Source organism: Amycolatopsis sp. NPDC024027 (assembly GCF_040638975.1).
Taxonomy (GTDB): Bacteria; Actinomycetota; Actinomycetes; order Mycobacteriales; family Pseudonocardiaceae; genus Amycolatopsis.
This window is the reverse complement of sequence record NZ_JBEZYY010000045.1, coordinates 1-13445: the sequence shown is the minus strand read 5'-3', so window position 1 is coordinate 13445 and position 13445 is coordinate 1. Positions and strand designations below refer to the sequence as shown.

The following is a 13445-nucleotide window of genomic DNA, read 5'->3' as shown; positions in this document are numbered from 1 at the left end:
CCTTCGAGTCCTCAGCGTTCTCCACGCTGGACATCATGTCGGTCATCAGGTGCACTTCCATGATCGGGAGTTACACCGCTCGTTTTACAGTCCCCATGCCGCGGGCTGAGCGAGACGCATTCCTCGTAGATGAGCATGGCGCCCACGACGCCAGCAGCCAACGCGTAGGTCACGGTGCGGACTACGCGGGAGTGGTGCCCAAATCAGTCAGCTTCAGCACACCGCTGTAGCAGGCTGCCTGAATGGGACCGCCGTTAAAGGTGAAATGGCTCCAGACGGAGGCGTAGACGGTGATGCTGATGACGTCGCCGGAGGTGACCGCGATCCGCATGCCTGCCGGCCCGAGCCGGACGGGCCCAGAGTCCAGGGGCACGGTGGTGTCCCGAGTCCCCGATGACGGGTTGGTGACGTGGACAACGGCTTTCATGGTCGAGCAGTGGGAGCGGTCCGGCTGGAGCACGCCAGCGAGCACGGAGTGTTCGGGTGCGAGCCCGGCGGCAACGGCTTTGAGGCTGACGCCGTTCTCCGCCGGTACAGTCGTCGACTGCAGTGAGATCGTGGAAGCGACGGTGGCGCCGTCTTGCAGCGGCAGCAGCCGTAGCGGCACATCTGAACCGGACGTGCTGGAGGTGCCAGACATAGTCGGCGGCGGAGACGAGCTTGAGCTTGGGGACGCGGATGTTCCGGAGTTCGCGTGTGGCACGGTGCCGTCGCCGGCCGACCGGACCGCCGTGCTGGCCACATCCGACCGCAAACAGACCAGAAGCACGAACACCATCACCATCACAGCTACCCAGACACCCGTACCGATGTACCACCGATGAGGGAGACTCGCAGCCTCGCCCTTTCTGGCGAGTCGACGGAGCCGGTTGCCCCTCATCGTTCCCGTGATTCTCAGCTTGTGTCCGAGTTCGCCCAAGGTGGCCGTCCAGGTTGGCGCCGTGCGGACCGTCTCGGCCGAGTCGCTGGTTCTCGTGTGATCGGCGTCGGTCCTCTGATCGTCGCAGTCGGGCGCTGAGCCGAGGCCGTTCTCGGCGCTGCGGGCTCGAGCAGGTGAGGCCCGCGTCCCGCGGGCAGCCGATAGTTCGCCGAGGCCGCGGCCGGACCACAGTGTGCGTGCCTGCGCGGCGACGGTCATGTCGGGGTCGGCGATGAGCTGCGCGAGCAGGTCTTGCGCGGCGTCGCGGATGTCTTCGCGGTGGCTGCCGAGCAAGTTCTCCAGCTCGTGCAGGACGCCGATGCGCTGCCAGCCCAGTGGGCTCAGGCTCGTTTTCACGAGTTCGGCGGGTAGCTGTGACGCGCCGACACGGGCGTTAAGCGCGAGCAGAATCGTTCCTTCGGCGCTGGACACACTCCGAGTGGGTGTCTGGTTCGGCAACTGCGCGCGCACCTCCCGATAGACGTAGTCGTAGAGCTCCTCGGCGGTGATCCGTCCGTCGAGGTCGAGGTCGGCGGCACCGGTGGCGAGCCCGGTCACGATCGCCCGGGTGAAGATCGACGGTGCCGCGGCGTCGCGGCTGGTCGCCATCGTTTCGTGGCTGAACTGCAGGGCGTTGGACGCGGTGATGACCACACGGCCTTTGCCGCTGAAGGCTTCGGCGACGTCGACCGAATCGTCGGCGGAGCGGGTACGCAGGCCGCGGCTGTAGGCACCGCTGTAGCAGCAGTCCAGGAACACGACGACCTGGCGGGAGAGGGAGCTCTCGACCTGGTCACTGATGAAGGTGCTGTCGATGCCGGTCGAGGCGAGGTAGTCGCGTTCGGTATCGGTCGTGACCAGGAACAGCCGGTTGTCACGGTTCTTCATGCCGTGGCAGGACAGGTGCAGCCACAGCAGGTCGTCCCGTTCCGCGTGCTGGAAGAAGAATTCGATGCTGCGGCGGATGTGCGTGACGCCGCGGTCACGTACGACCGTGACATCGAAGCCACCGATGTCGGATTGCGCCAGCACTTCCGACAGGGCGATAGCGTCTTCGGTGGCACCGGGGAGTTCGGCGAAGTCGGGGTCCTGGTAGTACTGGTTGGCGATGATGAGGCAGCGGCGGGCCATGTCAGCTGCCGGCGTGGCGGTCCAGGAAGGCCTGCACGAGTGCGTCCTGCTGTCCACGGGTGGCGGCGGTCAGCTCGATCCTGTCGTTCCCGACCGTGATGGTGACCGACCCGCGTTTCTGTCGCTCCAGCCAGCTCTTGACGACCTCGACGACGGCGCGCAGAACGACCGGGGAAGCCAGGAGCCCGACGAGCGTGCCGGCAGCCACCGCGGCGCCGGCACGGGTGCCGGAATCGTTCGGGATAGCCGGCCGGTCGAGGCGGTCGAAGTCGAGCAGGTCCAGCTCTTCGCAGAGGCGGTCACCGGCGTCGGCGATCTCGGCGGGATCGTCGTCCCAGCCGCCGACGACCAGTTCGATCTCGCGCTGCTGCAACACTACGGCTCCTTCGCGATACATGTGGCCTGGTCGTCAGTAAGTCGGCGACCGGACCGCCGTGTTACGCAGATCGACGAATGTCCGTACGTGATTGCTGAGCGGCACACGGGATTCATGAGCGAGGACCACACCGATAGGTGCTGTGCTCTGCCGAAGGCGCTGTCATCCGGGTATATGCCGGTCCCGATTGCCGAACCGGTGGATGTCGCCCACGTCGGCCAGCAGCCGCGCGGCGCCGCACGAGCCGAAGCCGGCACCAATTGCCACTACTCTGGAGCGCTGGCTGCCGCTGCGACACCGAGGGCGCTCGGCGCCCGATAGGCCGCCTGACGTCGAGTTTGCAGGCGAGGACGCGCCATTCTCGTACACGAGGGCGGGTATCGCATCGTTCGGCATCGCAGTTCGTGCCTCTGACCATGTTTTGTCATGTTTCGCTTTCCAAGCGCGCTGCTCGAAACCCGCCGTGCCGGCACCGCGCTGAATCCGCACCTTGCGGCGCGCGCCGGCCGGTTCAGTAGCGGCTACGCGAGCAGTACCGATGGCTCGTGTGGTTCGTTCAGACTTGCGGGCCTTCGCCAGCACCGAGCGTCAGGCGGTGGAGTATTCTCGTCGGTCGCGAAGATGTCCGGTCTCCTTCGGAGAGCCGCGGTTACGCGGTGTCGTTCACGGCAGTAGCTTGGGGCAGATTGCCCTCGTCAGAGTCAGCAGATCCTCCTTGTCCTCGACCTCGGGGCCGTCAGTGCGCAGCATCTCCCGCACCGTGCGATCCAACGCCGCTAGGGGCAGCCGGTCGCGCACGACCTGCAGTTGATGCAAGAAGAGGAGACGGAACTTCCGCCGCGTGTCACTGTCGTCAGGCGCGAAGCCGTGCACGGCGTACCGCATACAGGGGTCGTACGCGGCCGCCAACTCGTCGCCGCTGGCTTCGCTTCCGGCCTTGAGCCAAAGAGTCATCAGGGCATTTGCGGCCGAGAACGGACGCCCGTCGCCGAAGCCCCAGAGAGTGGTGATCATGGTCCCGTAGTCGTCCGCGAACGGCGCCAACGCATGAGCAACTGTGTCGCCTTCAGCGCTGCATAGGAATTCGAGTTCCCTCGCAAGCGCGTCGAAGTTGAAGCGGATCCAGCCGTAGTAGCCGCCCTCACTGCGCGACTCGCGGTCCAGATGGATCCGGTACGACCAGTACAGGTCTACGTTCCGCTCCCGGGCGCCCAGGTCGTTGAACCCACTCGTAATCCGTACAACCCTCCTCCCGTCCTGCCAGTGCCGGGACAGCTTGAGTGCCTCTTCAAGTCCCTGCCGCCCCTCGGTCGACAGCTGGGCGAGCCAGAAGGTCGCGGTCCTCGTCCATTCCCCGACCGGATGCTCGAATCCGGGGAAGAGCTGATCGGTCGTGACCTCGAAAGATGGTCCCGTGACCAGCAGTACGCACAGGTTCGCGGAGTACGCCGCACAGCGCCTGGGCACCAGAGCGCTGCCCGGCTGGTAGTCAAGCAGCGCAGAACTCCTCGGTAGAAGCGCGGCATGGAACAGCGACAAGAGGGTGTCGCGCATCGGTTGCAGGCCACGCGCCGGCAATTTCATCACGATGTTGCCGATGAAGGTCAGCACGGTCCTCCGCGCGGTGAGAGACGCGAACGAGAGCAACGCATGAAGGAAGTCGTCGTTGTCGCGGTGCCCGTCGGCGAGAGCTAGCAACTCCCGCACGGTGAGCCGGGCGATGAGATATTCGCCGAACGTCGGGTGCATGAACTCGTAGGTCCGCAGCCGGAGGTTGTCCTGTCTGAGCGCTTGAGCGGTGTGGATGAAGTAGAAACTGCTGATGACCACCCTGGCACTGACCTCACCCACAGGAAGCGCGGTGAGATCGGCGTCGAGTTCGTCCGCGGTGACCCATTGTTGGCCGCGGTTGAACATCGCAAACGCCGCGACCGACAGCCTGACCAGTTCATGCTCGACGAGTCGCGTCACTTCATCATCGGACTCGTCAGCGTGTTGCTTGAGCACCTCCCGCTTGGCGAACCCTGCCAGCAGCCCTTCGTAGAGCTGGATCTGTCCAATAGCATCCCCGTGCTCCCTAAGCGAACACTCGGTGCGGTCGTAGATCGCGAGGAGCAGGAGCAGCAGAGGCTGCCGAGCCAGGCAAGCGTGAGGGCGTAAGACGTCGACAGTGAGAGCGGTGTCGTTGAGCCGGCGCCACGGCCCCAACCACTGCTCGATCTGCCCATCGTCAAATGGTTCGAGAAGCAGACTGACCATTCCGCTGGCCGGACGGGCACGGTCAGCCACTGATACGCGGCTGGTGACCACGACGATGACCGGGTGCTGAAGATCAGCCTCACGCTGCTGGAATCGGGCAATACGCTTGAGAAAGTTGGATTGGCTGACCTTCGTCGCCTGCAGAAGTTCGTCGAACCCGTCGAGCAGGACCACTGGCACCGCATCGCCCGCCGAACCGACGAAGTCACGCCACGGCAACTGCTCGCCGGTTGAGATTCGCAGGCCCTGCTCGATCTGGGTCTGCACGTCGCTGTCGGCTGCCACCTCACGTAACGGCACCTGAACGGCAACGAAATCGCTGGCAGGAAGTCGCGCCGCAAGCACCTTCGCAAGCATCGACTTACCCGATCCCGGCTGGCCGAGAACCACGAGGGGCGCCTCGGCGGCCGCTGGCGATGTCAGGTGCCCGACAAGGAACTCCTGCAGGTCGGTGCGGACGGGTTGCTGCTGCCACATTCCTCGTCGGCGATGTGGTGCTGCGCGACGTCGGCGGCGACGCGGAAATGGGGGTTGACATAAGCCTCGGCGATGGTGGGCAACCGGATGCCAGGCGGGGTCGCCGGCAGCAGCGGCCGATACAGCACGGCCTCGTGGAAGCGCGCCAGTCTCAACCGCCGGTCGTCAGGGACGCGCCCGGACGCGATCTTCGACAGCGCCTGCGTGACACCCGCCAGTCCGGCCCGCAACTGCCGGATCTCAGCCCTGGTCGCCTGGTGATCGACAAGGTTGGCCCAGAAGGCAACTTCGGGGAAGTCAGTGGCCAGGCGGCGGAACATATCCTCGTACTTCGTGACCGCCTTGGCCGTGACTTCGCCGAGCATCAGCCTCTTGACTGCTCCCTTGTCACGGTCGTCTAAGCCGTCCCACACGGCCAGCCCGGTGAGGAATTCCAACACCTTGCCGGCAGTGTCGTCGTAGTAGAGCGCAAGTGCTTCGATTGACTGCTCGTAAGGCCGGTGCGGCGCCAACACAGGAGCGGGGGTTCGCAGCAACGCCGTGGTGAGCCGATCCGACGGGGTGAACTCGAGGTCGTCAACGTTGAAGGGCAAACGAACCGCCGCCACGGCGTCGAAGAATGACGCCACCACGATGGCGCTGTGCGCGGCGGTCAGCTGCTCTCCGCGCTCCATCCTGCCGGTGCCTCGAAGTTGCGTGGTCAGTCTGGACACCAGCTCGTTGGTCAGCCGGAAGAACTCGGATTTGGCGTCGAAGAGGCTCAACGCGAGCGTGGAGCCGGTAGCGGTCAGCGCGAGCAATGCACCACCGGTCAAATGATCAAGTGCGGCAACAACCTTGTTCGGTGCTCCGCCGTCCAAAACGCGCACCGCGTCCACGTAGCTCAAAGCCTTTGACATCGCTGCACCTCCGCTAGGTAGTCGGACGGGGACGGGGCGACGTTGCGCGCTCCTGCTCGACATCGGCGATGACTGCTGCTCACGAGATTGCAAGTCCGTCTAAGACTTTTCGGACTGCTGCGGCTTCAGGTACGCCGATGTCCGCGTAGAGCGTGAGGGCCTGACGGAGGTAGGACGCGCCGCGTTCCTCATTGCCGGCTTTCAGGTCGCACCGACCGAGTCCATCGAGCGCCCGGCCGACCTGAAGCTGGACTCCTACGGCGCGCGCCAGGTCGAGTGCGCGACGGTAGAGCTCCGCGGGGTTGCCGGCTTCTGGCCAGTCCAGTGCGAGCCCGCCGAGGTTGTTGAGGTTTTCTGCCTGCCAGCCGAGGTCGTCGCCGAATTGGTCCTGGGCTCGGGTCAGGTAGGTCAACGCCAGCCGGTAGTTGCCGGCGGCGTGGTGCAGTCGTCCGAGGTTGGTCAGGGTGATTGCCTCGCGGGCGCGGTAGTCGAGCCGGCTGTAGATGATCTGGGCGCGGCTGTAGTAGCAGTCAGCTGCTCCGTAGTTGCCGTAGTCGAAGTACATCCGGCCGATGTTGTTCAGGGCTCTGGCCTCGGCGAATCGGTCTCCGAGTCGCTTCGACAACTCGAGTGCCTGCTTGAACGCGGCGAGCGCGTCGGGGAGTTGCCCGGCGATGGCGTGTACGCACCCGACGGCCAGTAGCGCGACCAGTTCGCCGGGACCGTTGCCAAGCTCTCGGTAGAGCGTGAGGCCGCGTTCGCTGTTCTTGCGTGCTGCGTCGAGGTCGCACATCCGGTGCTGGACGTGGCCGAGGTGCACCAGTGCGGCGGCCACGCCCAGCGGGTTGCCGAGTTCGTCGAACAGCTGGTGGGCACGAGTCAGTCTGGTGGTGGCTTCGGTGTATTCGGCGAGTCCCAGCTGGACGAGGCCGGCTTCGGTGAGAGCGTCTGCCTCTCCCAGCTGGTTTCCGAGCTCGGCGTACAGGTCTCGAGCACGGTCCATGTTCGCGGCCGCATCGTGGTAGCTGCCCAGCAGACGCTGCACGCGGCCCAGGTCCGCGCGGGTGGCGGCCTCCGCGGCGACGTCGTGTACGGCGAGCTCGGCGGTCAGGACGGCCTGGTCGATGCGGTGGGCGTCGTGCCAATGACCGTGTTGCTCGAGGAAAGGATGCAGGGCGAACGCCAGTTCGGCGGCCCGCCGTACTCGGCCGTTGGCCGCGGCGGAGATGATGCAGGCACTGACGGTTGCCCGTTCCGCGGTCAGCCAGGCGGCCGCTTCCTTCCCGGTGGCGAACGTGCGCGTGGGGATCGAGGGACCTGGGATGAACTCCGGGCGAGGTGCTGCGCTGTTCACGAAGTGGTGCGCGGCGCGGACCGTGTGGAGGTAGTGGGCGAGGAGGCGGTCGAAGGCGCCATCGTCCGTGCTGGGATCGATGAGCGAGTGGCTGTAGGTCCGGGTCAGGTCGTGGAGGCGGTAGCGGCCGGGCGACGGCTCGTCGAGCAGGTTGTTGAGGTAGAGCGAGTCGAGGTGTTCTCGGGCCGTGTCGAGGTCGGTCCCATCGAGCGCGGCGGCCGCGGGGGCGTCGATGTGGCTGCCGGGGTGCAGGCTCAGGCGGCGGAAGAGCCGTTGCTGGTCGGGGGTCAGGTCGCGGTAGGAGAGGTCGAAGGCGGCGGCGACACTCCGGTTGCCGGCGCGCAGGGTCTTGGGCCGGTTGTGGGAGTGCTGGAGGTCGTCGGCCAGTTGCCGGGGTGTCCAGGCCGGATGGCTGCGCAACCGGCCCGCGGTGAGGGTGATCGCCAGGGGCAGGTGCCCGCACAGCGTCATCAGCTCGGCCACCGTGGCCGCTTCGTGCTCGACGTCGGCGGTGTAGCGGTCGAACATCGCCGCGGCTTCTGCGGGGGGAAGTGTGTAGAGAGGGACCCGGTCGGCGTCGGTGATTGATTCGAGCCGATGTCGGCTGGTGATGAGGACAAGGCTGCCGGCGGCACCGGGTAGCAGCGGCCGGATCTGGTCCTCGCCGAGTGCGTCGTCCAGCAGCAGGAGGATCTTCTTGCCGGCCAGCTTCTCCCGCCATAGCCGTGCGCGATCACCGAGGTCGGCAGGGATGGACAGGGTTGGAACACCTCGTAGGAGCAGGAGCGAGGCGAGTGCGTCGGCGGGAGTGACCGGAGCTTGGCCGGGGCTGTGGCCGTGCAGTTCGAGGAAGATCTGGCCGTCGGGGAAGTGGGGTGCCAGCTGGTACGCCGCGTGCACCGCGAAGGTCGTTTTCCCGATCCCGGGCATACCGTCGATGACATGGATCGCCATGCCGAGTGTGCCGTCGTTCGCCGCGTCGGCCACTGCTGTCGTCAGCTCGGTGAGTTCCGCGGTGCGTCCAGTGAAGGCCGGGAGGTCCCGCGGCAGGGTGCACCGGTCTGCAGGTGAGTCCGCGGCATCGCCTGCCTGCAGCTGCTCGCGCGGTCGGTCTGCCGCGGTAGGAGCAGCGATCACGATGTCCGGCGGGCGCGGCAGGTCGGGCACGGTGATCCAGCCGGTCGTGGCGGTCTCTTTGACCGTCACCTGCACCGGTCGGAACGTGGCGGCGTCGACGACCGTGCTGCTGCGGACGACTTCCTCGAAAAACCAGTCGGAGGTGATCAAGACCAGAGTGCCGGGCGAGCTGGCGAGGGTGGTTTTGAGCTGCGGTGCCTCCAGCAGACGAAACGTCCGGTTGATCGCCGGCCCGGTCACACCTTGATCGTCGTAGGCGACCTCTCCGGCGTGCAGGGCCATGCGCAGCCGGATCCGTTCTTCGGGCTGGTGTGTCTCGTTGTGCCGGCGCAGCTCCGATGCGAGGACGGCGGGCAGGACCTCGACGAAGGGACCTTTCGGAATTTGCGCAGGGACCAGGATGAAGCTGCCGTCGCCGGTGTTGTCGTGGCGGCAGTCGAACCACGGAATGCCGGCCTCGTCGAACGCGCAGCGCAGAGCGTGGTCGAGGCCCTGGCGCACCGCCAGCCTGTGTGGCGTGGTGCGGCGTAGATCCCCGTAGCTTTCGATGTCCACCGCCAGGATCAAGCGATGCACAACTTGTCGTGACTGGATCATTTCCCCCCACTAAGTTCCACGAGACTCTAGCGAAGCATCTGCAGGATGTAGCAATAGTCGGTAGACGAGCGGCATCGTCGACCGGATGAATGGTCGAGTGAGCGCCTTGTCCGTCAGAACCCAGTCCTCGATAACGTGATCAATCCAGGCAGATGAACACAATTGGCGCCCCGGCAATAAATGCAATGATCTCGGCCGCTGGGCCGAGCGCGAGGCGGCGGATGCGGTGTGGCTACCTGGCCAGCGTTGCGGTGACGGAGTCCTGCTGTCGCAGGTTCGCCCCGCCCGGGAGAGTGTTGCTGTTGCGTGGGTCTGGTCCCGCAGCTGGGTCGGTGAGCTGGTACTTGTCGACGAGCCGGTTGTGTTCGTCCAAACGCCCACCGGTGATCAATTGCTGCCCGAAGATGCGCGGTTGATCGCCGACGGCGCTGAGCACGTAAAGTCGATCTTTCGCCTGCCGATGTGAGCCAGCGCGACGTTCGAGCGGGCCCATGATCGGCCACCGTCACGGATTTCGCACGGTCCCGGTAGCAGGTAATAGGTGCTCGGCTGCCCACCGGTAGGCGGAATGTTGCCGACGAACAGCCACATCGACTCGCCGGATGCGAGCGGGTGATCGACCGGCCCGCCGACGGTGATCGGATCATCAATCAATTGATCATCGCTGAGTGAGTCGATCGAAACTGCCGACGCGATTGCGCCCGCGCTCGCGTCGGCCGTGATCTGCACGGCAGCGGTGCTGGCGGCGGCAGTGGTGCCGACCACCGTCCCGATCACGGCCATGGTGAACCCTGCCGACAGTGCCCAGAGCGACAGTGGCGCGTTGCGGATCCTCCGGACGAGGATCCAGCAGAACTCGCCGGCTGCGACAGCAGCGCCGAGCACGATCCATATCCAGGCCGGGCCGGTGTAGGGCCACGCCTGCGAGTCGTGGGCCAGCGACAGGTAGCTGATCACGATTCCGACGAGACCGACGAAGAGGCTGAGCGCGCCGAGCTGGTTCTTCATCAGGTCTCCAGCACGCGGCTGTAGGGCGTCGAACGACGGGTGGCGTCCGGCACAGGTCGTCTTCTCAGCCGTGCAGGTTGTCCGGGGTGGCCTGCGAGGACGCTGTGATTCACGGCCGTCGCTTCCCGGGACGTGTCGCCGGTAGGAGCCGCGGGCACGGGTGCGTCGGTGTGCGGCAGGTCCGGCATCAGCGGGGATGCTGACCGCACGGCGGAGCTGATCATCGCGGTGATCAGCGGTGCCAGTGTGGCGCCAACGGTCCAGCTGGTTTCGGTGGCGTGGGCGGCGGCGAGCTGGGACACCGCGGCCATGCCCCCGAACAGCAGGACGATGATCGCGCCGGCGCGTGTCGTGGGGTTCCGGCGGTCGACGCAGCGGAGCGTGATCGTTGACCGGAAGTGGCAGGCGGCCCGGCGTGAAGTGGATCGGGTTGTTCCCTCAGCGCTTGTGGGCGCGCTGGTGAGGTCGGCGGTCGCGGTGGTGGCGTGGTGTGGACACGGAATCTCGTTTCCAGCAAGCGACGGGCGAATCGGGCGGGACCTGCCGGGATTGCCCGGCTGGTCCCGCCCGTTCGGCGCGACTTGCCGTGGGTCAGTCGGGTGATGAGCTGGGGCAGTCCGGCTTGGTGCACCGGGATGGAGTCAGGTGCTGCTGGAGCTCGGCGACCCGCAGCAGCAGCGCCGCGCCGGCGGCGCCGAGCCCGACGAGTAGCAACCAGCGTTGCGCGGTGGTCGAGCGGCACAGCCGGATCGCCGCGGCCGCGGAACCGGCCACCGACATGGCGGCCAGCCGCAGGCGGGAGGCGGTATCCCCAGGTGCGGCCGCGGTCGGTTCCGTGATCGGAGCTGGCGGGGGTGCCGTTGCCGGCTCCGCCATCCGCGTTTCGGTGGGTTCGGTGACCGGGGCACGGCTGTTGTGGTTGACCGAGCGCCACGCGGTCAGCCACAGGTCCAGGTCGAGGCCGTCGACGCCGCAAGCGCGCACGAATACCCGGACGAACTCCTGCACGCGAAGAACGCGATCCGGATAGACGCCGAGATCGGGCTCAAGGCGGTCGAGCACCTGCTGGGCATGTTCACTGCGGCGAAGCTCCGGCTGGCGAGGCCGCCGCAGCGCTGCGAGTCATATGGTTCTTACGATCTGGTTGCTGGTATCTGCCGGCACTGTGAGTGGTCTAATCCGTCCTATGTGCCGCCTGAGCGGTACGAGTGGTCCGAGGAGGAACGCGCACGGCGGCTGGCGGAACCGTGCACGCCGAGTTCGGATTTCTCGACGTTCATCAGCCCAACCGGCTTCTAGCGGCCGTTGTAGAGGGGATCATGCCCAGCTGTGCCTTCTGCGGCTTCACTGGCGAGCTGACCGGCGAGGATGTGCTTGTGGACTGGTTGACGCGAATCGGCTCGACCTCGAACCGGTCGAACACGGCGCGGGGTCTCTGGAGGGGATCGGACGGTCTTTCGGTGCCCAGCCGCCGTTCCGGCAGATGGTGAAGGTCGCCTGCGCCGTCTGCAACAACGGGTGGATGAGCTAGCTGGGAATTCGTCACACGGCGGGTCTTGACGCCGTTCGTCACGGGCGGGCCGGGGGAGATCGCGGCGGTGGATGCGGCGGCTATCGCGAGGTTTCGGCCAGGTCCCGCCGCCGGCCCCGGAGTACTCGCGCCGGATCGCCGCGCTGCGGGACGCGGGACTATGACCTCGTCCTGCGGGCGGGGCCTGGGGGAACGGCGTCAGCGTGACCGGCCGTTCGCCGTCCCGTAGCGACATGCGTCCGATGGGGCTCCGTTGCCAAAGTAGTGCCTGACACCGGGCGACACGTCGCGATACTGAGGAGCGGCGAGAACATTGGCTGACCTGCATCTATTGCCAGTGGGCGGGATTTGGCAGCACTCGTCGACACCAGTTTCCGGTTTTAAACCGTAGGTTCTGGGTTCGAGCCCCAGGCAGCCCATTGCTGATCAAGCCCTTGACCTGCGTGTTCGGTGGAAAGCGGGCAAGGGTTGCCGTTGCTGATCCCCGTTGGGGACTCCCTTGGGTCTCCGTTCGCAGAAATACCGATCGCGGGACAGGGCTCAGTCGGAGGTTCATCAAGTGCTGCGTGGAACTGCGGGGTCTGAACAGGCACGAGCCCACTCGGTCAGCTTTCTGGGGCGCAGAGCAGGTTTTTGCCAGGAAAGAACCCGCCTGCATAGACCTGGGCCACGACGCTAGAGCACCATGGGTGAAGCGCCGGGAGTGCACCGTAACGGCGATGCGCGCACCCGAGACTTGCGGCGCGGCGCGCGGCTCGGTCGTGGGCATGATCATTACTGGTCCGAAGGGGAGAAGTTGCGTTGCGTAGACGAAGCAATGGCGAGCAGGTCGATCCGGCGGTTCAAGCAGCACGCATCACCCGCCGTGGAACAGTCATCACGGCCATGGGCACGGTGATCGCCGCATTGATCGGAGGCCTCTTCGCGGCCTACAAAGTGGGCAACGACCAGGGGGCGGCCGGTGTCCCCCCGCGCACGGTAACCGTCATGAGCACGGCGCCCGGCGCGAACTCGCCTGCCGGGTCGGCGCCGCTGACTAGCCTGGCCCCCACGAGTGGCGTGCCGGCCCAGGTCCGGATCGCGGCCCTTTCCGGGATCGACGTCGACGCATCTGATCCCCAGCCGGTGAACGCCGACGGCGCCAACGGGGACATCGACCTCTACTTCGACGGCCAATTGAGCGCCAACCGATCGGCAATTTTCCGCTACTCGGGTACGGAAAAGGAGGCGGCTGTCGGCTGCCGCAATGCGGTGGCAGACGACCGGCTGGCAGTGGGCGGACCTTTTCTCGTCGTGTGGGTCGGAGACCAGTTCTGCGTGCGGACATCCCAGGGCAAGGTAAGCTGGATCAGCTGCAACGACATCAAACACGGCGGTCCGCCCAGCGGATACATCGTGCTGAACTACCGGCTGTTCAGCTAAGGGACGTCAGTCTCCCACTGAGCGCAGATCGGCCCGGTGATCGATCTTGTGCTGGGACGCTTAACTTCGAGGAGGTGCGTGGCAGCAGCGGTTCGGCCAGGCTGAGGAGGTCGTCGTGTGCTGAATGTGTCGTGGTTACCCGTTACCACCGTCGTGGATGCCGTTTCGGACAACGGGTGAAACTCATCAACTGGACGTCGGCTCGTCGTTCGGTGCGGATGCGCGGCCGGCGGAAGTTCTTAAGACCGCATCTCATTTGGGGTTGTTGTGGGTGAGCAGGTCCAGTTTGATGGCTCGGCGGTAGCAGATCACCGCGCAGGCGAGCTGGGCGAATG

At 66.0% G+C, this 13445-nt stretch carries 9 protein-coding genes; 1 reads left to right on the top strand and 8 read right to left on the bottom strand.

Going from position 1 to position 13445, the window contains the following annotated elements; all coding sequences use genetic code 11:
• Positions 1 to 181: 181 nt before the first annotated feature.
• From AB0F52_RS48530 to AB0F52_RS48495, 8 genes are all read right to left on the bottom strand, one after another.
• Positions 182 to 2050, bottom strand: a complete 1869-nt coding sequence (locus AB0F52_RS48530; protein WP_360186433.1) for a caspase family protein — start codon at positions 2048 to 2050, stop codon at positions 182 to 184.
• A 1-nt stretch (position 2051) separates the two neighbouring features.
• Complete coding sequence (locus AB0F52_RS48525; protein WP_360186430.1) at positions 2052 to 2426, bottom strand: hypothetical protein; 375 nt, start codon at positions 2424 to 2426, stop codon at positions 2052 to 2054.
• Positions 2427 to 3089: 663 nt separating this feature from the next.
• Positions 3090 to 5162 (bottom strand): AAA family ATPase, encoded by a 2073-nt coding sequence (locus AB0F52_RS48520; RefSeq protein ID WP_360186427.1) that lies wholly within the window; start codon positions 5160 to 5162, stop codon positions 3090 to 3092.
• Complete coding sequence (locus tag AB0F52_RS48515; protein ID WP_360186424.1) at positions 5105 to 6061, bottom strand: hypothetical protein; 957 nt, start codon at positions 6059 to 6061, stop codon at positions 5105 to 5107. Before AB0F52_RS48515 ends, AB0F52_RS48520 begins: the two co-directional genes overlap by 58 nt.
• 79 nt (positions 6062 to 6140) lie before the next feature.
• A complete protein-coding gene (locus AB0F52_RS48510; RefSeq protein ID WP_360186422.1) occupies positions 6141 to 9107 on the bottom strand; it encodes a tetratricopeptide repeat protein in 2967 nt (988 codons plus the stop codon).
• A gap of 429 nt (positions 9108 to 9536) precedes the next feature.
• The gene (locus AB0F52_RS48505; RefSeq protein ID WP_360186419.1) at positions 9537 to 10157 is read right to left on the bottom strand and encodes a hypothetical protein; all 621 of its coding nucleotides are present in this window, start codon (positions 10155 to 10157) and stop codon (positions 9537 to 9539) included.
• Positions 10157 to 10468, bottom strand: coding sequence for a hypothetical protein (locus AB0F52_RS48500; RefSeq protein WP_360186416.1), 312 nt, complete (start codon positions 10466 to 10468; stop codon positions 10157 to 10159). The genes AB0F52_RS48505 and AB0F52_RS48500 overlap by 1 nt, the downstream gene beginning before the upstream one ends.
• Positions 10469 to 10748: 280 nt before the next feature.
• A complete protein-coding gene (locus AB0F52_RS48495; RefSeq protein ID WP_360186413.1) occupies positions 10749 to 11219 on the bottom strand; it encodes a hypothetical protein in 471 nt (156 codons plus the stop codon).
• Between the two features lie 1270 nt (positions 11220 to 12489).
• On the opposite strand from AB0F52_RS48495, the gene AB0F52_RS48490 reads away from it, so the two are divergent.
• On the top strand, positions 12490 to 13110 hold the full coding sequence (locus AB0F52_RS48490; protein WP_360186410.1) for a hypothetical protein: 621 nt from the start codon (positions 12490 to 12492) through the stop codon (positions 13108 to 13110).
• The last annotated feature ends 335 nt before the right edge of the window (positions 13111 to 13445 follow it).